Source organism: Burkholderia sp. Bp8998 (assembly GCF_003854235.1).
Taxonomy (GTDB): domain Bacteria; phylum Pseudomonadota; class Gammaproteobacteria; order Burkholderiales; family Burkholderiaceae; genus Burkholderia.
This window is the reverse complement of record NZ_QTQF01000020.1, coordinates 20,352-46,064: the sequence shown is the minus strand read 5'-3', so window position 1 is coordinate 46,064 and position 25,713 is coordinate 20,352. Positions and strand designations below refer to the sequence as shown.

The following is a 25,713-nucleotide window of genomic DNA, read 5'->3' as shown; positions in this document are numbered from 1 at the left end:
TTGGCCGCGAAGATGGAGGACGAGACGACAACGCATTTCGAGTACGACGCGTTCGGCCGGTGGATTCGGAAGCTCAATGGCAGTTGCGCGCGCACGGATTTCCTGTGGGACGGTATGCGGTGGTACAGGAGGCGTATCACGATCGTCAGGGTGGGGAAGCGCTGACGTATTTGTACGAGTCCAATAGTTGCGTGCCGCTTGATCAGATTGATCAAGGGAAGGCGGCGGCTGACGATGCGGATGTAGGGGATGCGGTTTACTACTTCCACAACGACGTTTCGGGGCTGCCGGAGGAACTGACTGACGCCGATGGCGAGCTGGTTTGGCAGGCACGCTACAAGGTGTGGGGCAACGCGGTGCAGGAGGAGTGGATCGCGCGTGCACCTCAGCGCGACGCCGTCTTGGGACGAAGTGTCCGCGGCCGCACCAGCGCAGACTCGTGCGCCGCGGTCACAGAACCTGCGGTTCCAGGGCAGTATCTGTATCGCGAGACGGGGCTGCACTACAACACTTTCCGGTTCTACGATCCGGATCTCGGGCGGTTCATCAACCCGGATCCGATCGGATTGATGGGGGGAGTGAACCTCTATCAGTACGCACCGAATTCGGTCACGTGGATTGATCCTCTAGGGTTATCTTGCGATCTAACCGAGCACAGAAAGGATCATATTTTGAATCGCCATAGATATGGTGCCGGAAAGCCCGGGAAGACGGAGGTTCCATCTCATTGGAGTGATAGTGATATTTTTGCAGCATGCGTCGGATGTTGCTACGGACCCGCATTCAGTAGCAGGTGTTGGAAAATGGAATTCTCCCTATGTTGTCGGTGTCCGAGACGGAATTGAGATCAGGGTTGATTTTTATCCGCCGACGCATCCAACTTATGCCGGAAAAAATATCGACGGCATATTCGATCAATGTTGCGCCTAATCCTCCGTAATGTGGGTAAGTGTGTGAATGAAAATGAAATAGATTATGGATTTGTTAAGGATCAACTGTTGCTGTTGCTTGAGGCATACGGAGGAAAATTAGGCCAGGAAACAGTGGATGCAGTTCGGCACTTCATTGACCATGATGAATATGAGATGGCCTATGAGGGATTGTTTATTGATCTGATGGATATAGGATTTGATCCAAATGAGATTAATGTTGATATTTATCGGGAAATTGGTGGGGATTTGAATTTGAATGAGGAGAGCGTGTTTGATGAGGGATTTTGGGAGAAATTCGAAGGTTACTTAAATAAATGGAAGGTGAGGTGAAAGACTGAATTCGCTGCTATACCGAACGCGGAAGCGCTAACGAAGGAAGGGAGCCGTTGTCGAGGAGTACGCGCCGACTGGCTGGCTCGCACACACCTACGACGAGCTTGGCAATCGCGTCAGCAAGACGATTTCCGGTTCGACGATCCGGACATCGGGAGCTTGAGTGGGTTAAGAATCCGCGCTACGGCAAGGAAGAGCTTAGGGTAAAGGGAGATATCCTACTTTCAAATCCAGAGATCATGCGGCGGAGATGATTATGTTGGAAGGTAACGAAAAAATTGAATTATCAGGGTTTGAAGCCCTTTCGATTCTTTGTGAGCTTGAATATTTGTTGATTTCTTTGAGAAATATCGGGGCATATTATCACGAGCCTAGCAGGGTCTTCGGGAATGGAGATTTGGAGTGCTGCGTAGAAACAACGCGGTTTATTGATGAGAATAAAGTAACCAAAAAGCTCGCCAAATTGAGAGAAATAATATCGGCGAAATTTGACTCCTCATTGGGTGATGATGATATGAATGATATTGAGAGGGCAGTGGAGAGTATTAAGGTTTGGGAAAGGCCTGGGGACTAGTGTCAATGTAATATTTGAATGGAAGGTTTTGTATTTGTCCGGATTGGGTGATTCGTGATGCTGGATAAGCCTGGAATTTATGTGGTCGATTCGATCGGGGCGAAACGCATTGCGGAAGAATGCAGTCGCGGCGGTTGATTAGTTATTTTCGTGCCCGAAGGAGCCGCATCTAAGAATCAGTTTTACGATGCGATTTGCAGCAATTGTCCGCTAGATCCGTCATTGCATAGTAATCGAAGCTGGGACGCTTTGGCTGACTCGCTTTGGTCGGGTTTAGATGAGGCGCAGGGAGAGAAAATCGCAGTCTTCTGGCGAGATTCGGGACGCATGAAGGCAGCAGTGCCGGACGCTTTTTCTATCGCAATAGATATATTCACTGATCTGAGCGTTTCATCGGTGGATCCGAGTGCAACGGTATCCAGAGTGAAGGTGCTCATGGTTTTTCAAATAGAAAATTAATTATTAACACGAGGCGTGCTCGAGGGTTGTTGTAATGGCTAGTGGCGGGCGGTGTTTGAGTGTGATTATTTTGGATGATATAGATTTTTTTGATCTTATCAAAAAAATTGAGGCGGCATTCGTTGCGTGTCTCGTTGTAGAAGATAGGAAGGGTCGATATTTCGCGGAGTGGCATGGACATGAGTTTTCCATAAAAGTTATTGATAGAATTGATCGGCTTGGAAAATTTTTATGTGACGAAAATCATGTTATCGATATCTGTGTCGAGTCGGGTAGCAAATTATGTGCTGAATTTGAGGATGAGGTTAGGTTGATTTTAAAAAATGGTGAAATTAGTTGGCGGCGTGCGGTGTGGTCGAGAGCTAATCGATTCGAGGGTTTGCGTGAAATATATCCAGATTTAGATTGATTTTAAGCAACGGCTGGCGACGCAGACCAACAGTGCGATGCTGTATGCGTCGTCCGCGCGGCAGTCGCTGTCGGCCACAACCTATCGTTCAGTGAGCGGAAAAACCTGCCGTTGGAACGGCTGCAATACATCAGAAACCTGACGGACGAACTACGTGCACAATTCGGCCTTTGCTGACATTGGGGCTGGCTGGGGACGACGTCAGCTATGTGGCGGCTTGCCGACGGTGGCGGCATTGTGCAGCCGAACGGCAGCTTCCTGCATCAGCGAACTCACACTCCCGACCCACAACCGCCCTTCGACCCAATGCGAGGGATATGACGGGTTTCAAACTGAAACGGCCATTTCGCGCGGCACGTCGGCCGGCAAGTTGTCGACCATTGCTGCATTCGGGATCGGCTTCGTGCATCGCGTAGAATACTCGCCTACCGAGGTTACGCGACAAAATCACAATGACAATAGAACCGGCTTTGGCGACTTCCACACGCACCGTCTACGGGATTGCGTGGTTTGAAGAAGCGATTACATGCGCGCGTGACGTGTTAGGACATAGGGAAGTCGTTTCCGTTGGCGGGGTACAAGGAACGGTTGAGTTTCCCAGCCTGGCCGATTGGTCGCCCACTGAGAGCGATCCCCTGAACGTGCCTCTAGTCTCCCCCGAGATAGCGAAAGATTGGAAGCGCGGTGGCGAACCGATCTGGTGGGGGCGGCCAACGAGTTATCCGGCTGGGAACGCCAGCGTTAACTGTGTGCTGCTCGAATTCGTGATTCAGGAATCGGAACTGCAGTCCGCCGGAATCCAAATCCGTGATGCGTTCATGCTGTGGCGCTCAACGTTCGATGAATTTCTGGAGTTGATCACCAAGCAAAGACGGACCCGCGCTATCGAAGCCACGGGAGAGGTTTCCGGACTGCATTTGTTCTATCGGGACGCAGAAGATAAACATGTCTGGGCTTATGACGACAATATCCACGTCACCATCACAAGCTCGCGCGAAGACACGCGTCTGAAGCTGACGCAACTGAAACAGATATGTAGCCTGTGTTCGTCCCAGGTGCGACCATCGCTGGAATATTCGCTCCAGCTAGATGCGTATAGGGCGCTGCGAAGGGCGGATTATCGTAAGGTGGTTATCGATTCAGCAACCGCAGCAGAAGTGGTACTCACGAAAGCCATCGTTAAGCGATGCAACGAGACTGGCAAAGACTCCGGAAAGCTTCTGAAACAACGTCATTTCCAGACACTCGGTGGACGACTTGAGCTGGCGCGTACACTTGCAGTCCCGCTGCCGAACATTGATTTTCGCCAACTGGTGGTGAAACCCCGGAACGACGCGATACACCAAGGAAAAGTTGCGACCACAAGCGCAGCAACACAGGCTGTCAACGCGGTTGATAATTTGCTGGCCTTACTGAACCCCCTCGCTCTCCTAGATCAAGCGATTCATATCCACGTCGATTGACGAACGTCGCCTTTGGTCGAATTGTGTACGTACCCCCTCCGTCAGGTTCCGAAGTATTGCGGCCGCGCCAACGACAGATTTCTCCGCTCGCCGAGCGGCAGATTGTGGCCGGGATCTGCCGATGCGCCGTCGCGTCAGATAGCGGTCATTCAACACGATACCGGAGAGTCAGTGGCTGCTTTCGAAAGGCAATCATAACGCGCGTTGTCGACCAGCAGCTGCCGGTCATCAATCCCGGAATACCGTCATTTAAATGACCGCTCCACGTCCGAAAGCCGTCGTCGACTAATGGCCTCCTGTGTTGCCCATGCTAACGGCGAGAGTAAGCGCCGTCGTGGTGTCAAGTGGGAGGCGGAATCGCTTCAAATTCGCCGTTGGCAAACCAGCCACTGTCTTTGATTCGCGCTAAAGCAGCAGCCGGGTCGGAAGACCAGAGTACAAGCGCCAACGACTCTTGGGCACGACTGCAGGTAAGCGATGAGAAAATACGGCAGATCACTGGCTGGCGGTTCGGCGACGGATGGGTGTCGAAGCGGCTCTGAAGCGACTACGAGGCGCGGCGGACGCGACACGCAGGAAGGCTGGCTGGATTGCAGAAGCGAGTTCGAATTATTTCATAAAAATAACAACAAGCTTTCGTGCACGGCAAAAGCGTCAGCATATGGAAGGATTTTCCACCCCAACCCAACGCCCCGCAACGGTGCAGGTCAGTGCAATCATCAGTCGATTGATTTAAATAGATCGAACCCTATAAAACGAGAAGATCGCACGCCGCCCACCCGAAAATCGCTGAACGCCTTATCCCACAAGCCTCAAAACCACCAACCCACCCAAAATCGCAACCCAATTGCACCCACCGCAAACGTTGCCACCCCTGCCAAGTTGCTCCCCCATCGCCACCTAGGAACCGGCAAGTTTCTCCGTGTTTTCCCTCATAACGCCGGCATTTTTGACAGACGATTTAAAAACCCCCATATAATTTCGACTGCCTTGCCAACGGCTGTCGGACCATCCCTCCGACCAAGCAGTTGGCAAGCGGGGCAGGCGAAACGCTTGCGCAATGCAAGACGCATCACGATGTCTTTCCGAACCAGACGTCCCCCTTGGGGGACTGCAAGAGCCGGGCCCCGCTACGCAACATCTATCCGCAGGTCCGTCTTCATGTGTCTCGGGCGTGTCCCATGTCCTCGCCCCGGGTGCTGTTCGATTGCGCAAGTCATGCCGCCTTTGCCCGTATGACTAAACAACATCGAGGAGCTCCCAGATGACGCTGTCCCGTCTTACGTCCATTTCCGTCGCCGCCGTGCTGTTCGCCGCCGGCGCCGCCGCCGCGCAAGCGGACACCGTGAAGATCGCCATCGCTGGCCCGATGAGCGGCTCGGTCGCCCAATACGGCGACATGGTGAAGGCCGGCGCGCTGACCGCGATCGAACAGATCAACGCGGCAGGCGGTGCGGGCGGCAACAAGTTTGAAGTCGTGATGATGGACGACGCGTGCGAACCGAAGCAGGCCGTCGCCGTCGCCAACAAGATCGTCAGCCAGAAGATCAAGTACGTGATCGGCCACGTGTGCTCGGGTTCGACGATCCCGGCATCCGACATCTACGAAAACGAAGGCATCGTGATGGTCACGCCGTCGGCCACCGCGCCGCAGCTGACCGAAGGCAAGAAGCGCCACTTCGTGTTCCGCACGATCGGCCGTGACGACCAGCAAGGCCCGGCCGCCGCGCACTACATCATCAACAACGTGAAGCCGAAGAAGGTCGCGATCCTGCACGACAAGCAGTCGTACGGCCAGGGCATCGCGTCGTCGGTGAAGAAGGACCTCGAAGCCGCGAAGATCCCGGTCGTCCTGTTCGAAGGCATCAACGCCGGCGATTCGGACTACTCGGCGATCATCACGAAGCTGAAGTCGCAAGGCGTCGACTTCGTCTACTTCGGCGGCTACCACCCGGAAATGGGCCTGCTGATGCGCCAGGCGCGCGAGCAGGGCGTGAAGGCCACGTTCATGGGCCCTGAAGGCGTGGGCAACAAGGACGTGACGGCGATCGCCGGCCCGGCTTCGGAAGGCATGCTGGTCACGCTGCCGGCCGACTTCTCGGCCGACCCGGCCAACGCAGCGCTCGTGAAGGCATTCGCCGACAAGAAGCGCGACCCGAACGGCCCGTTCCAGATGCCGTCGTACGCAGCGGTGAAGATCATCGCCGACGCGATCGCGGGCGCGAAGACGACGGACCCGACGAAGGTCGCCGCGTACATGCACAAGACGACGTTCGACACGCCGATCGGCAAGGTCGCGTATGACGCACAGGGCGACCTGAAGGCGTTCAAGTTCGTCGTCTACACGTGGCACAAGGACGCGACGAAGACCGCCGCCCGGTAATAACGAAGTACCCGCCCGCGCACCCGCCCTGTCCGAGACCCGGACGGGGCGCGTGCGCATTTGGCCGTGCATTCCCCGTGCGCGGCCAAAGAGGGCGGCCCGAGACGACACCGTGCGTTGCGCGCGGCCGAACGCCGTGATCCGGCGACGGCCTGCGACCCAGCGCCAACGGGAGCTTCCCGCACATGACTGACTTCTTTCCGCAATTCGCCCAGCAGCTGGTCAACGGCCTGACGCTGGGTGCGATCTATGCGTTGATCGCCATCGGCTATTCGATGGTCTACGGCATCATCGGCATGATCAACTTCGCCCACGGCGAGATCTACATGATCGGCGCCTACGTGGGCCTCGTGACCCTCACTGCAATCGGCATCTCCGCCGGCTATCCGCTGCCGCTCGTGCTCGGCGCCGCACTGATCGTGTCGGTGATCGTCACCGGCCTGTACGGCTTCGCGGTCGAGCGCGTCGCGTATCGCCCGCTGCGCGGCGGCCCGCGCCTCGTGCCGCTGATCTCCGCGATCGGCATGTCGATCTTCCTGCAGAACTACGTGCAGATCGGCCAGGGCGCGCGCGACGTGTCCGTGCCGGTGCTGATCTCCGGCGCATTCGAGATCCATCTCGGCGGCGACTTCGACGTGACGATTCCGTATGCGCGTCTCTTGATCGTCTGCGTGACGATCGTGCTGATGATCGCGCTCACGCTGTTCATCTCGCATTCGCGGATGGGCCGCGCGTGCCGCGCGTGCGCGGAGGACATGAAGATGGCGAACCTGCTCGGCATCGACACGAACCGCGTGATCTCGTTCACGTTCGTGCTCGGCGCGATGCTGGCGGCCGTCGGCGGCGTGCTGATCGGGCTGACGATCGGCAAGCTGAATCCGTATATCGGCTTCGTCGCGGGCATCAAGGCGTTCACCGCCGCGGTGCTGGGCGGGATCGGCAGCATCCCGGGCGCGATGCTCGGCGGCGTGCTGCTGGGCCTCGCCGAAACCTTCGCCGCAGGCTACATGCCGGCCGAGTACAAGGACGTGGTCGCGTTCGGCCTGCTCGTGCTGATCCTGCTCTTCCGCCCGACCGGCCTGCTCGGCAAGTCGGACATCGAAAAGGTCTGAGGGAGACGCAGATGAGTCAAGTCATTTCCGTTCGCCGCCCGGCCGCCGACGCGTCGGTCGGCCAGGCGCTGAAGAATGCCGCGGCCGCCGCGCTGCTGACGGCGATCCTCACGATTCCGGTGCTCGGCCTGCAGCTGAAACTCGACGGCTATCAGGTGGTGCTCACGCCGCACTGGCGCCCGGTGTGGATCGCGGTCGCGGCGGTGTTCCTGTTCCAGCTGTTCAAGCCGTGGCTCGTGCGCGCGAAATCGGCGGTGAAGCTGCCGGCGATGCCCGCGATGGGCGCGCAGCAGCAGCGCGCGATCATCTGGGTGCTGCTCGCGGTCGGGCTGGTGTGGCCGTTCTTCGGCTCGCGTGGTGCCGTGGACGTCGCGACGCTCGCGCTGATCTACGTGATCCTCGGCCTCGGGCTGAACATCGTGGTCGGTTTCGCGGGGCTGCTGGATCTCGGCTATGTCGGGTTCTACGCGGTCGGCGGCTATACGTACGCGATGCTGAACCAGTATTTCGGGCTGTCGTTCTGGGAGTGCCTGCCGATCGCGGCGATCGCGGCGGCGACGTTCGGCTTCCTGCTCGGCTTCCCGGTGCTGCGCCTGCGCGGTGACTATCTCGCGATCGTCACGCTCGGCTTCGGTGAAATCATCCGCCTGCTGGCGAACAACCTGACGAGCCTCACCGGCGGCCCGGACGGCATCTCGAGCATTCCGAAGCCGACGGTGTTCGGCTTCGAGATGGCGCGCTCGGCGAGCGTCGAGGGCGCGAAGACCTTCCATGAACTGATCGGGCTGGAATACAGCGGCGAGCACATGGTGATCTTCCTGTACCTGATCGCGCTGGTGCTGGTCGGCTTCACGCTGTTCGTGACGAGCCGCCTGATCCGCATGCCGATGGGCCGAGCGTGGGAAGCGCTGCGCGACGACGAGATCGCGTGCCGCTCGCTCGGCCTGAACCCGACGCGCATCAAGCTGTCGGCGTTCACGCTCGGCGCGGCGTTCGCGGGCATCGGCGGCGCGTTCTTCGCGGCGCGTCAGGGCCTCGTGAATCCTGAATCGTTCACCTTCATCGAATCGGCGCTGATCCTCGCGATCGTCGTGCTCGGCGGGATGGGCTCGCAGCTCGGCGTGATTCTCGCGGCGATCCTGCTGACCGTGCTGCCGGAAGTCGCGCGCGGGTTCGCCGAATACCGGATGCTGATCTTCGGTCTGGTGATGGTGTTGATGATGATGTGGCGTCCGCAGGGCCTGCTGCCCGCGAGCCGTCCCCACGTGGAGCTGCCGCAATGAGCGCGAATGCAGAACTGTTGAAGGTCGCCGGGCTGCAGATGCGCTTCGGCGGGTTGCTCGCGGTGGACGGCATCGATTTCGACGTGCGCCGCAACGAGGTGTTCGCGATCATCGGGCCGAACGGCGCGGGCAAGACCACGGTGTTCAACTGCGTCGGCGGCTTCTACAAGCCGAGCGGCGGCGAGGTCGTGCTCGACGGCCACGCGATTGGCGGGCTGCCGAGCCACAAGATCGCGGTGAAGGGCCTGGTGCGCACGTTCCAGAACATCCGCCTGTTCAAGTCGCTCACCGTCGTCGAGAACCTGCTCGTCGCGCAGCATCGCAAGGTGAAGGCGGGGCTGCTGCCTGGCCTGTTCTCGACGCCCGCGTATCGCCGCGCCGAGCAGGAAGCGCTCGAACGCGCGGCCGTGTGGCTCGACCGGATGGGGCTGACGTCGGTCGCGAACCGGCCGGCGGGCACGCTGTCGTACGGGCACCAGCGGCGTCTGGAGATCGCGCGCTGCATGATCACCGAGCCGCGTCTCCTGATGCTCGACGAGCCGGCGGCCGGTCTCAACCCGCAGGAAAAGATCGAGCTGCAGCACCTGATCGACAAGCTGCGCCACGAGTTCGGCGTATCGGTGCTGCTGATCGAACACGACATGAGCCTCGTGATGGGCGTGTCGGACCGCATCCTCGTGATGGAGCACGGCCGGCCGATCGTGATCGGCACGCCGGAAGCGGTCCGCAACGACCCGCGCGTGATCAAGGCGTATCTGGGGGAAGAGTGATGCTGAAGCTGGAACAGGTCCATACGCACTACGGCGCGGTCGAGGCGCTCGCGGGCGTGTCGATCGAGGTGAACAAGGGCGAGATCGTCACGCTGATCGGCAGCAACGGCGCCGGCAAGACGACGCTCATGATGACCGTGTGCGGCACGCCGCGCGCGTCGTCGGGCCGCGTGCTGTTCGAGGGCAACGACATCACCGCGATGTCGACGCACCAGATCATGCGGCAGGGGATGGCGATCTCGCCGGAAGGGCGGCGCGTGTTCCCGAGCCTGACGGTGCTCGAGAACCTGAAGATGGGCGGCTTCTTCGCGAGCCGTCACGAGATCGACGACGGCATCGAGCACGTGTTCAAGCTGTTTCCGCGCCTGAAGGAACGCGCGGCGCAGCGGGCCGGCACGATGTCGGGCGGCGAGCAGCAGATGCTGGCGATCGGCCGCGCGTTGATGAGCAAGCCGCGCCTGCTGTTGCTCGACGAGCCGACGCTCGGTCTCGCGCCGCTCGTGATCGCGCAGATCTTCGACATCATCCGGACGATCCGCGACGAAGGCGTCACGGTGTTTCTCGTCGAGCAGAACGCGAACAAGGCGCTGGGTGTGGCCGATCGCGGCTACGTGCTCGAAACGGGGCGCGTGGTGCTCGCCGATACGGGCGCGAACCTGCTCGCGAACGACCGGATCAAGCAGGCGTACCTCGGCGGTTGATGAAGGAGGCCGCCGGCCTGCAACGGGCCGGCGGTGCTTGCCGCCTTGGTTGTCGCTTCACATGCAAGGCCGGTCACGGCCTTGTCTTCCTCTCCCTGGCTGATCCTGAACGTGCTTTTCAGCACGTCGCGCAAATGCAGCGCGGCGCGATTGCTGTCGTCCGTCAGCCGGTGCGCCGCTACTGGCCGCCGCCATACAACTCGTTGAGACGCTGGAGTTCTCCAGACTTCTGCATACGCAGGAGTTCCTCCTTGACTTGCGCGCGCGTGATGCCGGTTCGCGCCCCCGCCTGCGAACCCGCGCTGGGCATGCTGCCCATCGATGTCGCGCTGATCGCCGAGTCGGACGGCTTGCTCGACGCCGTCGCGGCGCCGTCGTCCTGAGCCCTGGCAAGCCCCGATGCGCCCACTACACAGATCACGGCCAGTGCGGCCTTGTACATGCTCTTCATCGTGGCACCTCACATGAAAAAGCGATGCAACAACAACGCGACCGACGCGGATTCCGCATCGTCCGCGTAGGCCGACACTTCGCCTGCGTGCGGCTGCTTCAGCCGCAATCGCATTGCGTCGGACAAATTCCGGAAGCCGAACGCAGCAATGGGTTCGTCACGCACATGCAGCCGGAATGGCGGAATGATAGAACCCGCTTGCCGGATTGACGCCCTCTTGAAAGGGGGTAATTGTCGTCGTTGTCATGTGGAGTGTCTAAGCTGGACGGATATCGCGGAACGTGAGAATGAATCTGGCGCACGCCCGAGGAGCGCATTCATGTCTGACAAGCACGTCGCGCTGACCAGTCATATTCGTCGACTCTGTTCGCTTGCCGTCGAGCCGCAGCTCGTCATTCCTCATGTGATTGAGGCGGCACGGCGCGTCGTCGGTGCCGACTGGGGCATGTTCTTCTATGCCGATGCGCACTACGCAGTGTCGGACGTGTGCAGCGAAAATGACACGGTCTACACGTTATTGCCGACGTATTTCGCGAATATCCACAACACCTCCCGGCAGGAGGTGCTGGGCGTCACGTTTTCCGATGCCATGCGCCGCGGGCGCGGTTTCGACAACAGCGCGCACTACGACGGTGCGCTGTTGTCGAGCGAGATGTATGCGGACCTGTGGCGGCCGGTGTCGATGCGCCACTGCCTCGAGCTGACCGCGACAGACGGCACGCGCGGTTGGGGCAGCCTGCTGCTGTCGCGTGCTCCCGGTTGTCGCCCGTTCTCGGAACAGAATCATCGCGACATCGAACCCGTGGCGCGGCATCTCGCTCACGCACTGTCGCGGCCCGTGCAGCCGACGCTGCACGAATCGGAATGCAGCCTGTCGGCGATCGTGGTGGTCGACGACGATGGGCGGCTCCTGCTGTACAACGCAGACAGCATCCGGATGCTGTCGCTCGCAACCGGCGAGCCGCTCGCGTTCTACCGTCACGAACGCTTGCCGGACTGGCTCACGCCGCTTCGGTCGAACATCAACCGGATCTGGCGCGGCTATCCGGCGCCGCCCCCGACGTTCGAGCGTCGCAACAATGCGGGCCGCTTCCGGTTCATGGCCTATCGGTGTAACGACACGGCCGCGTTGCAACGCGATTTCGCGATCGTGATCTATATCGAACACTTTCCGCCGCTCAAGCTGATGATCGAACGGCTCGGCTTCGCGTTCGGCCTGACCGAACGGCAGCGCGAACTCTGCGAGCAACTCGTGCTGGGCCGCTCGCACAGCGAGATTGCGCGTGGCTTCGCGCTGCGCGACAGCACGGTCGTCGATCATGTTCGCAAGATCTATCGCAAGCTCAACGTACACAATCACGACGAGTTGCGCAGCGTGTTCCGGATCGGGCGGCACGACTAGGTCATGGGGCGCGCGGCGTAGCGCTTGTCGTTCTGTTACAGCGCGCGCGTGATCGCCTGCTCCAGCAGCGACAGCCCGAGATCGATCTCCGCTTCGCTGACCGTCAGCGGCGGCGCGATCCGGAACACGCCGCCCATGCCGGGCAACTGCACGATATTCATGCTGAGCCCGAGGTTCATGCACTCGCGCGTGATCTTCGCGCCGAGCCCGTCTGCCGGTTCCTTCGTCCGCCGATCCTTGACGATCTCGACGCCGAGCAGCAACCCGCGCCCGCGCACGTCGCCGATGCAGTCGAATCGCTCCATCAGGTCGAGCAGCCCGCGCCGGAGCCGGTCGCCCATCACGTTCGCGCGCTGGACGAGGCCGTCGCGCTGCACGACGTCGAGCACGCGCAGGCCGACCGCGGCCGGCAGCGGGTCCGACACGTGCGTCGTATAGAACAGGTAGCCGAGTTCGTGCGCGCGTTCCTCGATCTGTGCTGAGGTGACGACGGCCGCGAGCGGCAGCCCCGCGCCGAGCGTTTTCGACAGCGTGAGGATATCGGGCGTCACGCCGTCGCGCTGGCACGCGAACATCGTGCCGGTGCGCCCGACGCCGGTTTGTGCTTCGTCGAGGATCAGCAGCATCCCGCGTTCCTCGCACTTGCGCTTGAGCGCCGCCATGTAGCCTTCCGGCAGTTCGATGATGCCGCCCGAACTGAGGATCGGCTCCGCGATGAACGCGGCGAGGTTGCCGCTCGACTGGCGATCGATCAGGTCGAATGCGTAGTCGAGTTCGGCGAGGTAGTCGTAGGTACCGTTGCGCTCGAAGCGCGGCCGGTACGTGAACGGCGCCGGAATCGCGAACGAGCCGGCGGCGGCCGGGCCGACGCCCTTGCGGCCGGCACTGTAGGTGGCGGACGCCGCCGCGCCCGTCATCCCGTGCCACGACTGCGCGAAGCCGACGATCTCGTACTTGCCGGTGACGAGCTTCGCCATCCGGATCGCCGCTTCGTTCGATTCCGCGCCGGTGCTCAGCAGCAATGCGCGATCGAGCCCCGGCGGCGTGATGTCGGCGAGGCGCGTCGCGAGATCGACGACCGGACGCGACAACATTCCGCTGAACAGGTGATCGAGCTTGCCCGCGTATTCGGTGATGACGGAGACGATCTCCGGGTGACTGTGCCCGAGCACCGCGCTCATCTGGCCCGACGTGAAATCGAGGATCGCGCGGCCGTCGGCATCGTAGACGAAGCTGCCTTGCGCGCGCTCGATGATCATCGGCTCGAACGTCCCGCCGTAGCGGATCAGGTGCTGGCTGGCGTTGTGCCAGAAAGTGGCGTCGTCGTTCAGCGACATCGGGGTTCTCCGGACAAGGGCCAAGGATCGCTTGCAGTCTAGGCGCCGGTCTGGTTTTATGGAAACGAATAGTGCTTATGCAAGGTAGAAAAGGAGCTAATACCTTGGGCCGCTCGCTGGAAATCGATCTGCTGCGCTCGTTCGTCGTCATTGCCGAGGTGCGCTCGCTCAGCCGCGCGGCGGCGCGGGTCGGCCGCACGCAGTCCGCGCTCAGCCAGCAGATGCGACGGCTCGAGGAGAGCGTCGACCAGCCGCTGTTCCAGCGCACCGGCCGCGGCGTGGTGCTGACGCACCCCGGTGAGCGGCTGCTCGTGCATGCGCAGCGCATCCTGCGGCAGCATGACGAGGCGATGGCCGACCTGTGCGGCACGGGGTTGTCGGGCACGATCCGGTTCGGCTGCCCGGACGATTACGCGGCCGTGTTCCTGCCGTCGCTGCTGCGGCAGTTCTCGAGCCAGCATCCGCAGGCGATCGTCGAGGTCGTGTGCGGGCCGACACCGCGCTTGCTTGAACACCTCGACAAGCGGGCGGTCGATCTCGCGATGATTTCATTGCCGGACGATGAGGCGACGGACGATTTCATCCGTCGCGAGCAACTCGTCTGGATCGGTTATCCGGGCCTCGATGTCGCACGGTTCGACCCGTTGCCGCTCGCACTTTCCGATCCGGATACGCTCGATCACATTGCGGCCTGCGAGGCGTTGCAGCGTGCGGGCCGCGATTATCGCGTCGCGTATGCGAGCAGCAGCCTCGCGGGGCTGACCGCGCTGGTGCGTTCCGGGCAGGCGTTCGCGGTGATGACGCAGACGGCGGTGCCGGCCGATCTGGCGATTCTCGCCGGCGATCGCGGGCTGCCGCCGCTGCCGGCGGTGGGCATCACGCTGCGGTTCGACCGGAAGCGGCCTTCGCATCTGACGACGGCGTTCGCGGCGCATATTCGGCTCACGTTGCCGCTGTTGTGACGCACGGAGTTTGGCCGGCAGGATTCGTTTCGACAATTCGATAAGTACACCTTGTCATGTTGAAGACCTGATTCCAGAACCTGTCCGCCGCAGTGGCGCGCGATGCGTGTGTCGGCTTGGCGGATCGTACGCGGGTCCACTCGCCGGCACGATGCAGGCTCGCGACCCGTCCTACGACGTCGCGGGTCTTCTGTCGGATTTACACGCGTCGGCGGCGAAATAGACTTCCAATCGAGTGAAATGAACGACGGGCTGGTACACGAGGCCGGCCGACCCACATCGCTCGCGCAATGGCCTTGGCGTGTCGTTCGACGGTAGCACACTGCCGGCACCGTCGACATCGAGCTGCTCTCGCGGGAGTGGCGTGCCTGTCTCGGCAGAAGGGCGGGCGACGACCTGAAGCGAGGCGTCACCCGGTTGTTTTCGCACGAATTCGTTCTGCCCCGATGTTCGACACCGGTTGCGCCGGCTCGCCGGCCGATCGTCGACGTCATGCGACCGGATGCTGCCGCATTGCGTGCTGCATCGGGCGGATGCCTCACGAGGAGGTCATTATGACCAGGTCATTTCGTATCGTCAGTGCCGGGATCGCCGCACTGGCATGCTACGTTGCCAGCGTCCCGGTTCCGGTTCACGCGGCGACGCTTACCAACTACACCGCGCCGCGGCATTTCTCGCGCGCGCGACAGGCGGCGCCCGCCACGCTGCCGGCCGTCACGGTCAAGCCGGCAAGCGACGGCAGTGACCAGACCGACGCGTTGCAGGCCGCGCTCAACGCTTTGCAGGTCGGACAAACGCTGATACTCTCGCCGGGACGCTATACCGTCAGTCGCTCGTTGTCGGTGGCGACGTCAGGTGTCGTGGTATCGGGCTACGGTGCGACGCTGGTCGCAACCAATCCGTCCGACCAGACGATCGTGATGAGCGGCGCCGATTCGACGCTGGTGGGCGTCACGCTGGTCGGCACGGGCACGACGCGGCTCACGATACCGGCTTCGACCAAGGTCGAAGTGACGGGCACGGGCGTTCAGGTGCTCGGTGTGACGGTCCAGGGCGGCGCCGGCGCCGGGATCTTCGTGTTCGGCGCCAGCAACGTCGCGATCGTGGGCAATACCGTGCGTGCGACGCTAGCCGACGGCATCCACACGACCTACGGTTCGACCAACGTGCTCGTGCAGGGCAATACGGTGACGGGTACCGGTGACGATCTGATCGCCGTCGTCAGCTATCTGGGCGACGGCCGCATCAGCAACAACGTGTTGATCGACCACAATTCCGTATCGGGGAACTACTAGGGGCGCGGCATTGCCGTCGTCGGCGGGCAGGCAGTGGACGATCTCGAACAATACCGTCGACGGCGTGCAGAAGGCGGCGGGCATTCTCGTCGCACAGGAGGATAGCTGGCGTACCTACGGCGTGTCGAACGTCGTCATCGACAGCAACGTCGTGACCAACATCCAGAACGCGAACGTGAACAACGGGCTGCAGGCGACGCAGCAGGGCGCCCTTGAACTGGATACATGGTCGGGCACGGTGTCGTACGTTGTCGTGACCGCAATCGCGTATCGGGATCCGGCTACGCGGGGTTCCGGGCAGTCGGCCACGTATGCGAGTTCAAGGTCGCCGACAACGCGTTCGCGTCGATCGCCGGCACACCGGTGTCGTTGCTGTCGAGCGGCTGTACGGCCAGCCAGATCGTCGTCGTCGGCAATACCGTGGACGGCGTCGCGCTGGTCCAGCCGGTCGGTGCATCGCCGTCGGGAACGATTCAGGCGACCGGCGCGGTGACGGCCACGATGCCCCACGTGCGGATCGGCCTGATGCAGTCGCCGGGCGTCGCGACGCTGGCGACCGGCGTGGCGCGATGAAGCCGCGCGGCCGGACGAGTTGCGGAATCCTGGAGTGTTAGGAATGCGATCTGACCAGGGGGAGAAATATGCGATAAAAAGAACCGAACATGCCCATACGGCGCGGACTGTCTGTTTCGTTCGACTGTCTTCTGAAAATCGGGCAATCGACGCTGGAGCAGACGATTCGCGCCGTGAAACAGGACATGTTCGTTCGCATGGATTTGCGAGACGTCTCCATCAGTTTGATTCGTTGTCGATCGAGGTGAGATATGGGAACCACAATTGAAGAAGCGTCGATTCGCGTACCGAACATGTCCTGTCGGCCCCGAGCCGACGATCAGGAGTCGCCATGAACGGGGGCGAATATACGACGAGTCTTGCAGACGACGCGAAGCACATCCTCGACGCCGCGGCGCTGATCCGGCTCGGCGCCCGCCCGCAGATGGTCGAAATCGAACTGGCGCTACCGCACGAGCGCCTGGCTCGTCTTTATCGCGAGGTACGTGGCGCCGCGCCTCCGAAGGGGCTGCTGCCGTTCTCCAGCGACTGGTACATGACATGGATGGCCAACATCCACGCATCGCTGTTCCACAACATTTATCGCTTCTTGCGGAGCAGCGCGGGATGTTCGCGCATCGACGCGCTCGTGAAGGCCTACGCGATGTACGGGAAGCGATGCGACGCGGCGGGCTGCGATCCTGTGCTCGGCCTGACACGAGCATGGATGCTGATTCGCTTTTTCGATGGCGGCGTGTTGTCGACGACACGCTGTGCGCGGTGCAACGCCGCGTTCGTGATTCATCGTCACGACATGCGGCCCAATCGCGTCTGCGTCGCATGCCGGCCGCCGGCGCGGGCCGGCAAGCGCAACGGACGCGCGAAACCGGAGCCGCCTGCCGCCGGCGCCTCGGCGGACGCGAGCGCACGTATTCCCGTGGAGCCTGCCTCGGCCGCCGGGCGCGCATAGCGCCGCCGGATGCTCACAGCAGGCCGGCTTTCCGGGCGGCGGCCGCCGCCTGCGTGCGATTCAGCACGTTCAGTGCCTTGAAGATTGCCGTGATGTGCGCTTTGACGGTCTTCTCCGACAGATCGAGCCGGTCCGCGATGACCTTGTTGGGCACGCCTTCGGCGACGTACCGCAGCACCTCGATCTGGCGCTGCGTGAGCGGCCCGTTGACGCCCTCCCGTGCAGGATGGCTGAGGCCATCCGGGGCGGCTGACGGCTGTTCGTCGAGCACGAGCGGCGGCACGTAGCGCTCGCCGTTCAGCACCATCCTGATCGCCGACAGCACCGTGCGCGGGTCCGCCGATTTCGGCACGTAGCCGAGCGCGCCGCGCGCGAAGGCGGCCCGCACGTCGCCCGCGTCCTCGGACGTGGACAGGACGATGATCTGCAGTTCCGGACGCTTGCCGGCGATCGCGGATATCGCGTCGAGGCCATTCAGTCCGGGTAGTTTCAGGTCGAGCACGATCGCGTCGAAGTCGGCGCATTGATCGAGCATTCGCATGGCGTCGTCGGCATTGCCGGCCTGGGCGACGGTTACGCCTTCATCGTCCTGGCGAAGCAAGGCTGCTACACCGTCCCGGAGGATCGGGTGATCGTCGACGATGAGAATCTTCATGACAACCAGCCAGGCTGAATCAAGGAAACCCGCTCGCTGAAAGCGGCTCGGCCTTGAGCGGAAAGGTCTTAAGACTTTCGTCTTGGTCGCATCGAGTCTTTTGATTCTATAGTCAAAAGTCGTGATGCGTAGGTCTTATTTCAATCGCGCCAGGCATTGGCCTAACGTCGCGTTTACATTCTCGGGAAATTTGCCAAGACTGAATCTTGCCGGTGCCTAATACGAGTCGGTTGCCACCGTGCAGGGGAACGCGCATCGACGCGACCGAAGGATCTGCATGGCATCGAATGGATCGGGTTCGCGACGCAATCTGGGGTGGAATATGGATATTGTCAACGCCGATGATGCAGTATGGGAATTGAACATGTCATACCTGTGGCTTGCGCAGCACGTGCTACAGGAAGATCGCGCGACGGGCATGTTTCGTCTTGGCGTGACGAGCGACATGGCGAACGCGCTGGCATCGCTGTCGATGAAGCACATGATCGACCTCGCGTCGTCGGGGCAGATGATCTGCGTGCCGCGTCGGAGCGCGCACGGGATGATGCAGGCCCTGGCGCGGTCGACGCCATCCGTCGACATCGCGCGCCTGCATGTCGCGATGACGCTGGCGAGCGGCATATCGGACGATGAGGATTCCATATGAGTGGCAACGCCGGGCGGTCGGGGCTGGCCGACGATGTGACGCGGGTGCCGGACGCGGTTGTACCGATCTGGCCGGACGCCCAGGATCCGTGCGGATGCGTGGGGGGCCACAAGTCGATCGCGTGATGCGGTGAAGCGGACCGAATTTGCGCGCGTGTGTTCCCGCTAGTCATCGGCGGCCTCGGTCCTCGACCGCGCGCCGGCCATGATGAGATTGCCGATTGCCGCGCGGAGTTTGCCATTCGGGATCGGTTTGTGCAGCAGCAGGCAATGGCTGGCATGCGCCTCGGCGAGCCGGTCGGCGGCCGTGTCGCCGCTGATCAACATGGCAGGAATCTCCTGGTTGTATTCGGTGCGGAGTCGTTCGATGACCTTCAGGCCGTTCTCGGTCCCGCGCAGGCGAAAGTCGCAGACGAGCAGGTCCGGGCGCCGCGGGCATGCCGATAACCGTTCGATCGCATCGTCGCCGGAGTCCGCGACAATCGTGTCGTAACCCCACATGCCGAGCAGTTTCGACATGCCTTCGCGGATCGCAAGCTCGTCGTCCACGACAACGACGAGCCCGGAGGTTTGCGTGATGTCGACGACTGCCTCCTCGGTTGCATCGCGTTGCGCCGGAGCCAGGTCGCTGCGATCCACGCATACTTCGAAGCATGATCCGCGCCCGGGTTCCGAACGCACTGTCAGACCGCATTCGAGCAGATCGACCAGGCGACGCACAATCGCGAGACCGAGCCCGAGGCCTTTTTCGCGGTCGCGTTCGGGATTGTCGACCTGGTAGTACTCCTGAAACACGAGATGGATCTGGTCGTGCGGGATGCCCCGTCCGGTGTCCCATACCTGGATGGCGATATGCGCACCGCGGCGCCTGCAGCCGACCACGATCCGTCCGCTATCCGTATAGCGAACCGCGTTGGACACCAGATTGCGCGCGATCCGTTCAAGCAGCACCGGATCGGTATCGACGATCGCGCGGCATGGTATGCGTGTCAGTCGTATGTTTTTCGCCGACGCGTCGAGCATGTGATCGTTGCATACGTGCTCGAGCACCACGTCGACCTGGAATGGCCGTCGATGTACCTCCACCACACCGGCGTCGAGCCGGGACACGTCGAGCAGGGCCCCGAACAGCGTGTTGAGCGCATCCGTCGACTGCTCGATCTGGACGAGGATCCGTGCCTCTTCCGCCCGGGTCTGCGCACCGCGGAGGGCGCCGACCAGCAGGCTCAGCGCGTGAGACGGCTGACGGAGGTCATGGCTGGCCGCGGCGAGAAAGCGTGATTTGGCCAGATTTGCCTCTTCCGCGATCTGCTTCTGGCGCAGCAGATCGTCCGCGAGACGCCTGGCGGTCTTGTTGCGTGCACGCAGATCGCTCGCGAGCTGCTCGGCCCGGAAGCGCAGGCGGATGTTCTGCGTCGCGGTCCGGTTGGCGAGCAGTCCGAGATAGGCGATGACGCAGATGAACAGGAACATCATCGGAGCGGTGGCCTGCTGGGCGCGGTTGTCCGAGAGTGCGGCGACGACGACATACGGGACGGTGGCCGGCAACAGGAACGCCAGGAATGCGGGAAGGTAGGTGCCGAATACGGGGACCGCACCGGCGACGACGCCGAGCGTGGCGGTTACCGCCAGACTCTCGACCTCGAACCCTCCTCCGTTCGCCAGCTTGATCGACGACCAGCCCCAACCGATACCGGCCGCGGCGCTGCACACGATGAATCCCCCCGCCCAGCGGGACCGGGGCGTGACGTTCGTCGTCGAGCGGCGATAGCGCCAGGCGAGAAACGAATGGACGGCGGAGCAGGCGAGGATGTACGAGACCCAGGCGGGGCCGATGAATGGATCGAGGTGCCCGAGGCGGTCCAGCGAAATCGCGAGCGTGGCGGCCAGCAGCGTTCCACCGGACACGCTCAATGTCACGATGCCGTACACGATTTTCAGTTGTTCGGCGGCGATCGGCCGCTGCGGGTGCATCGTCATCCAACGGGCTCCGTGGCGTGCGCATGGCAATGCAGCGGGCGGCCTGATTCACTTTTCACGAGCCGTCGCATCGACGATTCGTTATTTGAGTATGGGTAAAAATCGTCAGGTGGAAATGTCAAGCTTTGTCATGTCGGATTGGTCTTGGTAATGTGGGATGCTAACGTTTTCACAAACGAATGACCTTTCGGAGCATCGAAAAGGCGACGGGTCGGCATGCGAGAAATCATCTGTGGAATCGAAAATCGAGGATCCCGCCCGTCACCAATGCGAACTCCGGCGGTCGCATGGCAGCGACGATCATCAGGCAGGCATCGCTGGTTGGTCGTCGTAGTGCGAAATGAATGGAGAGCGTCGGCATGATGCGAAAACGCAGGCGCCGTACGAAGGAGATGCTGCTGCCTCTGCCGGCTGTCGAAGCGCGGCACTTGTCACTCAAGCATCACGTGGCGCTGGCTTCGTTGCGTGCCGGTCGTGCTGATGTCGATGCGATCGCGACCGTGATGAATGTGGTTTATCTGGCCTTCTTCCTGCGAGACGCCAACGATCGGGATGTGTCTCCCTATCGGGCGGCGGAAGCTGCGCTGAATGCCATCGTCGAACGGGTGAGAAGGGCACAGGCCGGCGAGCCGAACGACGACGAGCGGGCGGCGCTCGAGCGCATCGTGGTGCAACACGATATGCAAATGGCTACGTTGCCGAAGTACCGCCTGATCGACGCATGGTCGCGGCTGACGCGTATCGTGCAGGATGTCGGACCCTCGCCGATTCCTGCGCCGGAGTAATTGTTTGTCGAGCGCGTCACGCATCCCGGTAACGCGTGCTGGACGCTTGCGGAGCGATGCGCGGTGGAAACGAAAAACCCGCGAAGCGTTGCGCTGTCGCGGGTAGTCGAACGTGCCCGAAACACGGTCAAACCGTGTCTGGTGCCGACGGCGAGACTCGAACTCGCACAGCTTTCGCCACTACCCCCTCAAGATAGCGTGTCTACCAATTTCACCACGTCGGCACTTCGGTACTGCAAGGGGCGCCATTCTAGCGTCAGATTGCGCGTTTGTGAAGGGGAGATGACACGATCGTGGGGCAGGCGCAGACGATCCCGGTAAAATTCGTCGAAATCGATCCGACGATCCTCGCAACCGCAACCCGTTTTCTCCCCCGTGACGACGACCCTCGAACAACTGCAGGCCGGCCAGCTGTCGGGCGCCCGGCAACTGAAGCTCGCGTGCGGGCTGACCGAATTTCCGCGCGAGATCCTCGATCTGGCGGATACGCTCGAAGTGCTCGACCTGTCCGGCAATGCGCTGTCGGCGCTGCCGGACGACCTGTCGCGGCTGCATCGCCTGCGCATCCTGTTCGCGTCCGGCAATCGCTTCACCGAATTTCCCGAAGTGCTCGGCACGTGCGTGCAGCTCGACATGATCGGCTTCAAGGCGAACCGGATCCGCACGGTGCCGCGTCGTTCGCTGCCACGCGGGCTGCGCTGGCTGATCCTGACCGACAATGAAATCGACGCACTGCCCGCCGAGATCGGCGACTGTGCGCGCTTGCAGAAGCTGATGCTCGCGGGCAACCGGCTGCGTGCGTTGCCAGCCGAAATGGCCGCCTGCCGTTCGCTGGAACTGGTGCGCCTGTCGGCGAACCGGCTCGATGCGCTGCCGGACTGGCTATTGCGTCTGCCGCGCCTCGCATGGCTCGCGTCCGCGGGCAATCCGTTCGGCGCCGAGCCGGAGGCCGCCGCGTCGGCCGAGCCGGGCGTCGCGGACATCGACTGGACGTCGCTCTCGTGCGATCAGAAGCTCGGCGAAGGCGCATCCGGTGTCATTTACCGCGCGCAGTGGCGAGCGGACGGCCAGGCGCCGCGCGCGGTCGCGGTGAAGCTGTTCAAGGGGGCGGTGACGAGCGACGGCCTGCCCGATTGCGAAATGGCCGCCTGCCTGCACGCCGGGCGTCACCCGAACATGATTCCGGTGATCGGCAAGGTGCGCGGTCATCCGGACGGCACCCACGGCCTCGTGATGGAACTGGTCGATCCGGCGCTGACGAACCTTGCAGGGCCGCCGAGCTTCGCGTCCTGCACGCGCGATGTGTATGCGGCCGATGCGCGATTCGCGCCGGCAGCGGCAGTGCGGATCGCGCACGGCATCGCGTCGGTCGCGGCGCATCTGCATGCGCGCGGCATCATGCACGGCGACCTGTACGCGCACAATATCCTGCACGACGGCGAGGGCGGCGCGATGCTCGGCGATTTCGGCGCGGCGTCGGTCTATCACGTGAACGATCGCGTGCGTGCGGCGCGGCTCGAACGGCTGGAAGTCAGGGCGTTCGGTTACCTGCTCGGCGAGTTGCTCGAGCGATGCGAGCCGCGGGCGTGGGAAGGTTCGCACGCACTCGAAGCCTTGGCGGCCGCCTGTCTGAACGAGGAGGTCGACGCGCGGCCGTCGTTCGACCAGATTGCGGCTGCACTGGCTTCATCGAAGGACTGACAGCTTCGTCCGCGTTGCGGTGTCGGTAGTCGCCATGCTGATGCTTACGCCTGCCGCGCAGTCAGCAGCTTGATCCCGAGCCCGACGAACAGCAGCCCGCTGGCGCGCTTGGCCGCGCGTACCCACGGGCTGACGCCGAAGCCGCGATGGAGCCGTCGCACGCCGAACGAATAGACGCTGTGCACGACGACGACGGTGCAGGCGATCGTCGCGTACATCATGACGAACTGCATCGCGAGCGGGCGATCGTGCGCGATGAACTGCGGCATGAACGCCGACAGGAAGATCATTGTCTTCGGATTGCTGCCCGACACGAACAGCGCTTCACGGAACAGCTTCCCGCGGTCGGGCAGGGCGATCTGCGCTGCGCCGGTCGACGCGGCCGCCTTCCGGTCGCCGCGCAGTTGCCGGACACCCAGGAACATCAGGTACGCGGCGCCGACGACCTTCATCGCGACGAACAGCGGCGGCATCGCGGCGAGCACCGCGCCGACGCCGAGCGCGACGAGCATCACGACCACGGCCTGCGCGACGAGGTTGCCCGCGATCGTCGCGGCAGTGCCGTGTGTGCCGTAGCGCACGGTGTTGCGAATCACGAGCAACACGTTGGGCCCGGGCGACAGCGTCGTCGCGAGATAGGCTGCGGCAAACAGCATCCAGGTCTGAATGGACATGCGGTGCTCCGAAAGGCGGTTCCGGCAGTCGGGATGAAGCGATGGTGTCACGCCAAAATTGGCGCCAGCAATCGCCGGAACCGTCGCGCCTTGTCAGTTCGCGTCGCGCACGCAGGAGGCGGCGATCGACGGCGGCGAATCGATCGCGGAAGGCCGCGTCATCCACGCGATCCACGCCGCCCATAACCCGCAGACGATCAACACGGCGACATTCAGCGGCGTCCGGTAGCGGATGATCAGGTCGGCCAGCGGCAGGTGTTCCTTGTTCATGTGCGTCTCCTTCGGTCGGTGCGGTTGCGGCGTTACTGGCCGCTGTAGGAAGGCGCCTTCGCGTCGCAGCTCGCGGACACCGTCGTGCCGTCGGCGAAATGCAGCCGGAACGGCACCTTCGCGCCGGGTGCGACGGGCTTGCGCGGCGCCTCCAGCATCACGTGATAGCCCTTCGGCCTGAACGTCACCGTGCCGTGCGCGGGCACGTCGACCGCTTCGACGTGAACCATCTTCGCGGTACTGCCGGCCGTCTGCGTTTCGTGCATCATCGCCATCCCGAACGCGGGCGTATCGATGCCCGTAAGCGTGACGGGCTTGTCGCCGTCGTTCTTCAGCGTGAAATAGCCGGACGACGGCACCGTCGCCGGCATCGTGCGGATCCAGCATGCATCGGCCTGTACGGCCGTCGCGGCGAACGTGGCGGGCGCCTGCAGCGCGAGCACGGCAAACAGCAGACTGGTCGGAATCGAGCGTTTCATTGATGGTGTTCCTGATCGGGTAGAAAAGATTGCCGCGCGGGCATCGTATGGATCACTTCAGCGTGAACGTGTAGCGGCCCTGCGTGCGATGGCCGTCGCTCGCCACCGCAATCCACGTAACCGTGTACGCGCCGGCCGCAAGGTCGGCCAATGCGACATGCATCCGCTTCCGGTTGCCGGCGTCGACCGTGGATTTCCCGTCGGCGACCGACTGGCCATGACTGTCGGTGACGGCGATCGAACTGAATGCGGGTTCGAGCGTTTCGCTGAAGTCGATCGTGACCGCGTGCGGCGCGCTCGACAGCGTGGCGTCGGCGGCGGGTTCCAGGGTTTTCGGATGTGCGTGCGCGTGAGCGGCCTGTGCGACGACGAAGCCGAGTGCGACGAGTGCGCCGCGGAGGAAAGCAGTGGTTTTCATGACGGGATGATCCGGTTGGAAATGACAAGGAGAACGATGCACTCGACTTGCGGCCGCGCGTTCGCGCACGTGCAATCGCCGGAAGCGGGCGAGCACACGCACGGCACGATGCCGCGAGCAATACGGTCGAACATGATCGTCCTTCGAAACGTGACACGGCATGCACGCGCAGGCGCGTGCGGACGGCGCGATGCGCTGCGGCATCACGCGCGGTGACGACGAATCAGGACGCGAACGGCGGGGCGCGCGGTTGCGCGGCCGTGAGCGGCAGCGCGCGGCGCAGGCTTTCGAAGCGGGTTGCTTCGCGATGCTGGAGCGGGTGAATGTTGGCCGCGAACGTCAGTTCCGGCGCGGGCAGGGCCGGTGTATGGGCGAGCAGGTTGCAATAGCCGCAAGCCTGCAGATGGGCCTGCAGGCTTTTCGACGACGTATCGCCGGCGTGGTCGCCGCCGGCCGGCCCGGCCGTGCAGTAGCCGGCAAGCAGCGCGTCGACGCGGTCTTGCGTCGTCAGCGCCTGCGAGATCGTCGGCGCGAGCGCCGTCATCAGGATGGCGAGCATCCCGATCAGACTGACGATCTTCCGGAAACGACGACTCAGCATGCGATGCGCGGGGCGGCGTAGGGGCAACGATGGAGCGGATTATGCCACGCACCCGCGGCGAGGCCATGCGGGCACGCGGATACCGCGAATGACGCGCGGCGCGGGCGGGGCGGCGCG

Annotated in this window: 26 protein-coding genes, 1 tRNA gene and 1 pseudogene; 18 read left to right on the top strand and 10 right to left on the bottom strand. The window is 62.5% G+C overall.

What is annotated here, in order from left to right; all coding sequences use genetic code 11:
• Positions 1–59 precede the first annotated feature (59 nt).
• The 11 genes from DIE06_RS20415 (at position 60) to DIE06_RS20360 (ending at position 10,419) form a co-directional block, all read left to right on the top strand.
• Complete coding sequence (locus DIE06_RS20415) at positions 60–845, top strand: RHS repeat domain-containing protein (RefSeq protein ID WP_124662894.1); 786 nt, start codon at positions 60–62, stop codon at positions 843–845.
• A gap of 108 nt (positions 846–953) precedes the next feature.
• Positions 954–1,262, top strand: a complete 309-nt coding sequence (locus DIE06_RS20410) for a hypothetical protein (protein WP_124662893.1) — start codon at positions 954–956, stop codon at positions 1,260–1,262.
• 259 nt (positions 1,263–1,521) lie between these two features.
• Positions 1,522–1,839: a hypothetical protein gene (locus DIE06_RS20405; protein ID WP_124662892.1), complete on the top strand. Its 318-nt coding sequence runs from the start codon at positions 1,522–1,524 to the stop codon at positions 1,837–1,839.
• Positions 1,840–1,989: 150 nt separating this feature from the next.
• Positions 1,990–2,298, top strand: coding sequence for a barstar family protein (locus DIE06_RS39560; protein WP_185733433.1), 309 nt, complete (start codon positions 1,990–1,992; stop codon positions 2,296–2,298).
• A gap of 55 nt (positions 2,299–2,353) precedes the next feature.
• Positions 2,354–2,707: a hypothetical protein gene (locus DIE06_RS20395; RefSeq protein ID WP_124662891.1), complete on the top strand. Its 354-nt coding sequence runs from the start codon at positions 2,354–2,356 to the stop codon at positions 2,705–2,707.
• 452 nt (positions 2,708–3,159) lie between these two features.
• Positions 3,160–4,170 (top strand): hypothetical protein, encoded by a 1,011-nt coding sequence (locus DIE06_RS20390; RefSeq protein WP_124662890.1) that lies wholly within the window; start codon positions 3,160–3,162, stop codon positions 4,168–4,170.
• Positions 4,171–5,434: 1,264 nt separating this feature from the next.
• The gene (locus tag DIE06_RS20380; protein ID WP_124662889.1) at positions 5,435–6,553 is read left to right on the top strand and encodes a branched-chain amino acid ABC transporter substrate-binding protein; all 1,119 of its coding nucleotides are present in this window, start codon (positions 5,435–5,437) and stop codon (positions 6,551–6,553) included.
• A gap of 185 nt (positions 6,554–6,738) precedes the next feature.
• Positions 6,739–7,665, top strand: a complete 927-nt coding sequence (gene livH, locus DIE06_RS20375) for a high-affinity branched-chain amino acid ABC transporter permease LivH (RefSeq protein WP_124662888.1) — start codon at positions 6,739–6,741, stop codon at positions 7,663–7,665.
• An 11-nt stretch (positions 7,666–7,676) separates the two neighbouring features.
• Entirely contained in the window at positions 7,677–8,948 is a 1,272-nt protein-coding gene (locus DIE06_RS20370; RefSeq protein ID WP_044846847.1) for a high-affinity branched-chain amino acid ABC transporter permease LivM, read from the top strand.
• Complete coding sequence (livG, locus tag DIE06_RS20365) at positions 8,945–9,718, top strand: high-affinity branched-chain amino acid ABC transporter ATP-binding protein LivG (protein WP_124662887.1); 774 nt, start codon at positions 8,945–8,947, stop codon at positions 9,716–9,718. Before DIE06_RS20370 ends, livG begins: the two co-directional genes overlap by 4 nt.
• Positions 9,718–10,419, top strand: coding sequence for an ABC transporter ATP-binding protein (locus tag DIE06_RS20360; protein WP_006484776.1), 702 nt, complete (start codon positions 9,718–9,720; stop codon positions 10,417–10,419). Before livG ends, DIE06_RS20360 begins: the two co-directional genes overlap by 1 nt.
• Positions 10,420–10,597: 178 nt before the next feature.
• On the opposite strand, the gene DIE06_RS20355 is transcribed toward DIE06_RS20360, so the two are convergent.
• The gene (locus DIE06_RS20355; protein ID WP_124662886.1) at positions 10,598–10,870 is read right to left on the bottom strand and encodes a DUF4148 domain-containing protein; all 273 of its coding nucleotides are present in this window, start codon (positions 10,868–10,870) and stop codon (positions 10,598–10,600) included.
• Between the two features lie 184 nt (positions 10,871–11,054).
• Between DIE06_RS20355 and DIE06_RS20350 the strand changes: the two genes are divergently transcribed.
• Entirely contained in the window at positions 11,055–12,272 is a 1,218-nt protein-coding gene (locus tag DIE06_RS20350; RefSeq protein ID WP_260433664.1) for a helix-turn-helix transcriptional regulator, read from the top strand.
• Between the two features lie 35 nt (positions 12,273–12,307).
• Here the strand turns inward: DIE06_RS20350 and DIE06_RS20345 are convergent, their stop codons facing one another.
• Positions 12,308–13,609 (bottom strand): aspartate aminotransferase family protein, encoded by a 1,302-nt coding sequence (locus tag DIE06_RS20345; RefSeq protein WP_124662885.1) that lies wholly within the window; start codon positions 13,607–13,609, stop codon positions 12,308–12,310.
• Between the two features lie 77 nt (positions 13,610–13,686).
• Here DIE06_RS20345 and DIE06_RS20340 point away from each other — a divergent pair, with 77 nt between their 5' ends.
• The 3 genes and pseudogenes from DIE06_RS20340 (at position 13,687) to flhC (ending at position 17,388) form a co-directional block, all read left to right on the top strand.
• Entirely contained in the window at positions 13,687–14,571 is an 885-nt protein-coding gene (locus DIE06_RS20340; RefSeq protein ID WP_185733432.1) for a LysR family transcriptional regulator, read from the top strand.
• 554 nt (positions 14,572–15,125) lie between these two features.
• Positions 15,126–16,439: pseudogene (locus tag DIE06_RS20335) on the top strand (nitrous oxide reductase family maturation protein NosD).
• Between the two features lie 331 nt (positions 16,440–16,770).
• Positions 16,771–17,388 carry a flagellar transcriptional regulator FlhC gene (gene flhC / locus DIE06_RS20330; RefSeq protein ID WP_124662883.1) on the top strand — a complete coding sequence of 206 codons (618 nt, stop codon included), beginning with the start codon at positions 16,771–16,773 and terminating at the stop codon, positions 17,386–17,388.
• A 13-nt stretch (positions 17,389–17,401) separates the two neighbouring features.
• On the opposite strand, the gene DIE06_RS20325 is transcribed toward flhC, so the two are convergent.
• On the bottom strand, positions 17,402–18,043 hold the full coding sequence (locus DIE06_RS20325) for a response regulator transcription factor (RefSeq protein WP_124662882.1): 642 nt from the start codon (positions 18,041–18,043) through the stop codon (positions 17,402–17,404).
• Between the two features lie 277 nt (positions 18,044–18,320).
• On the opposite strand from DIE06_RS20325, the gene DIE06_RS20320 reads away from it, so the two are divergent.
• On the top strand, positions 18,321–18,689 hold the full coding sequence (locus tag DIE06_RS20320) for a flagellar transcriptional regulator FlhD (RefSeq protein ID WP_124662881.1): 369 nt from the start codon (positions 18,321–18,323) through the stop codon (positions 18,687–18,689).
• A gap of 164 nt (positions 18,690–18,853) precedes the next feature.
• On the opposite strand, the gene DIE06_RS20315 is transcribed toward DIE06_RS20320, so the two are convergent.
• Positions 18,854–20,668: an ATP-binding protein gene (locus DIE06_RS20315; protein WP_124662880.1), complete on the bottom strand. Its 1,815-nt coding sequence runs from the start codon at positions 20,666–20,668 to the stop codon at positions 18,854–18,856.
• A 359-nt stretch (positions 20,669–21,027) separates the two neighbouring features.
• Here DIE06_RS20315 and DIE06_RS20310 point away from each other — a divergent pair, with 359 nt between their 5' ends.
• The gene (locus tag DIE06_RS20310; protein WP_260433662.1) at positions 21,028–21,453 is read left to right on the top strand and encodes a hypothetical protein; all 426 of its coding nucleotides are present in this window, start codon (positions 21,028–21,030) and stop codon (positions 21,451–21,453) included.
• Positions 21,454–21,592: 139 nt separating this feature from the next.
• Here DIE06_RS20310 and DIE06_RS20305 read toward each other — a convergent pair.
• Positions 21,593–21,677, bottom strand: a tRNA-Leu gene (locus DIE06_RS20305).
• Positions 21,678–21,828: 151 nt separating this feature from the next.
• Between DIE06_RS20305 and DIE06_RS20300 the strand changes: the two genes are divergently transcribed.
• Positions 21,829–23,154 carry a leucine-rich repeat-containing protein kinase family protein gene (locus DIE06_RS20300; RefSeq protein WP_124662879.1) on the top strand — a complete coding sequence of 442 codons (1,326 nt, stop codon included), beginning with the start codon at positions 21,829–21,831 and terminating at the stop codon, positions 23,152–23,154.
• Between the two features lie 44 nt (positions 23,155–23,198).
• Here the strand turns inward: DIE06_RS20300 and DIE06_RS20295 are convergent, their stop codons facing one another.
• The 5 genes from DIE06_RS20295 to DIE06_RS20275 form a co-directional block, all read right to left on the bottom strand.
• Positions 23,199–23,828 (bottom strand): LysE family translocator, encoded by a 630-nt coding sequence (locus DIE06_RS20295; protein ID WP_124662878.1) that lies wholly within the window; start codon positions 23,826–23,828, stop codon positions 23,199–23,201.
• Positions 23,829–23,921: 93 nt separating this feature from the next.
• Positions 23,922–24,098, bottom strand: coding sequence for a hypothetical protein (locus DIE06_RS38345; RefSeq protein WP_185733430.1), 177 nt, complete (start codon positions 24,096–24,098; stop codon positions 23,922–23,924).
• A 32-nt stretch (positions 24,099–24,130) separates the two neighbouring features.
• The gene (locus DIE06_RS20290) at positions 24,131–24,577 is read right to left on the bottom strand and encodes a copper chaperone PCu(A)C (RefSeq protein ID WP_124662877.1); all 447 of its coding nucleotides are present in this window, start codon (positions 24,575–24,577) and stop codon (positions 24,131–24,133) included.
• Positions 24,578–24,629: 52 nt separating this feature from the next.
• Positions 24,630–24,995: a copper homeostasis periplasmic binding protein CopC gene (gene copC, locus DIE06_RS20285; RefSeq protein ID WP_124662876.1), complete on the bottom strand. Its 366-nt coding sequence runs from the start codon at positions 24,993–24,995 to the stop codon at positions 24,630–24,632.
• Between the two features lie 223 nt (positions 24,996–25,218).
• Positions 25,219–25,596 (bottom strand): DUF2946 domain-containing protein, encoded by a 378-nt coding sequence (locus DIE06_RS20275; protein WP_124662875.1) that lies wholly within the window; start codon positions 25,594–25,596, stop codon positions 25,219–25,221.
• Positions 25,597–25,713 lie beyond the last annotated feature (117 nt).

Coding starts and splice junctions, on each gene's coding strand:
- DIE06_RS20350 (WP_260433664.1), top strand. CDS start 11,055: ATGATAGAACCCGCTTGCCGGATTGACGCCCTCTTGAAAGGGGGTAAT.
- DIE06_RS20320 (WP_124662881.1), top strand. CDS start 18,321: ATGGCATCGAATGGATCGGGTTCGCGACGCAATCTGGGGTGGAATATG.
- DIE06_RS38345 (WP_185733430.1), bottom strand. CDS start 24,098: ATGAACAAGGAACACCTGCCGCTGGCCGACCTGATCATCCGCTACCGG.
- DIE06_RS20355 (WP_124662886.1), bottom strand. CDS start 10,870: ATGAAGAGCATGTACAAGGCCGCACTGGCCGTGATCTGTGTAGTGGGC.
- DIE06_RS20390 (WP_124662890.1), top strand. CDS start 3,160: ATGACAATAGAACCGGCTTTGGCGACTTCCACACGCACCGTCTACGGG.
- DIE06_RS20295 (WP_124662878.1), bottom strand. CDS start 23,828: ATGTCCATTCAGACCTGGATGCTGTTTGCCGCAGCCTATCTCGCGACG.
- DIE06_RS20310 (WP_260433662.1), top strand. CDS start 21,028: ATGATGCGAAAACGCAGGCGCCGTACGAAGGAGATGCTGCTGCCTCTG.
- copC (WP_124662876.1), bottom strand. CDS start 24,995: ATGAAAACCACTGCTTTCCTCCGCGGCGCACTCGTCGCACTCGGCTTC.
- DIE06_RS20370 (WP_044846847.1), top strand. CDS start 7,677: ATGAGTCAAGTCATTTCCGTTCGCCGCCCGGCCGCCGACGCGTCGGTC.
- DIE06_RS20380 (WP_124662889.1), top strand. CDS start 5,435: ATGACGCTGTCCCGTCTTACGTCCATTTCCGTCGCCGCCGTGCTGTTC.
- livH (WP_124662888.1), top strand. CDS start 6,739: ATGACTGACTTCTTTCCGCAATTCGCCCAGCAGCTGGTCAACGGCCTG.
- DIE06_RS20360 (WP_006484776.1), top strand. CDS start 9,718: ATGCTGAAGCTGGAACAGGTCCATACGCACTACGGCGCGGTCGAGGCG.
- DIE06_RS20405 (WP_124662892.1), top strand. CDS start 1,522: ATGTTGGAAGGTAACGAAAAAATTGAATTATCAGGGTTTGAAGCCCTT.
- DIE06_RS20325 (WP_124662882.1), bottom strand. CDS start 18,043: ATGAAGATTCTCATCGTCGACGATCACCCGATCCTCCGGGACGGTGTA.
- DIE06_RS20340 (WP_185733432.1), top strand. CDS start 13,687: ATGCAAGGTAGAAAAGGAGCTAATACCTTGGGCCGCTCGCTGGAAATC.
- DIE06_RS20345 (WP_124662885.1), bottom strand. CDS start 13,609: ATGTCGCTGAACGACGACGCCACTTTCTGGCACAACGCCAGCCAGCAC.
- DIE06_RS20290 (WP_124662877.1), bottom strand. CDS start 24,577: ATGAAACGCTCGATTCCGACCAGTCTGCTGTTTGCCGTGCTCGCGCTG.
- flhC (WP_124662883.1), top strand. CDS start 16,771: ATGAACGGGGGCGAATATACGACGAGTCTTGCAGACGACGCGAAGCAC.
- DIE06_RS20275 (WP_124662875.1), bottom strand. CDS start 25,596: ATGCTGAGTCGTCGTTTCCGGAAGATCGTCAGTCTGATCGGGATGCTC.
- livG (WP_124662887.1), top strand. CDS start 8,945: ATGAGCGCGAATGCAGAACTGTTGAAGGTCGCCGGGCTGCAGATGCGC.
- DIE06_RS20315 (WP_124662880.1), bottom strand. CDS start 20,668: ATGACGATGCACCCGCAGCGGCCGATCGCCGCCGAACAACTGAAAATC.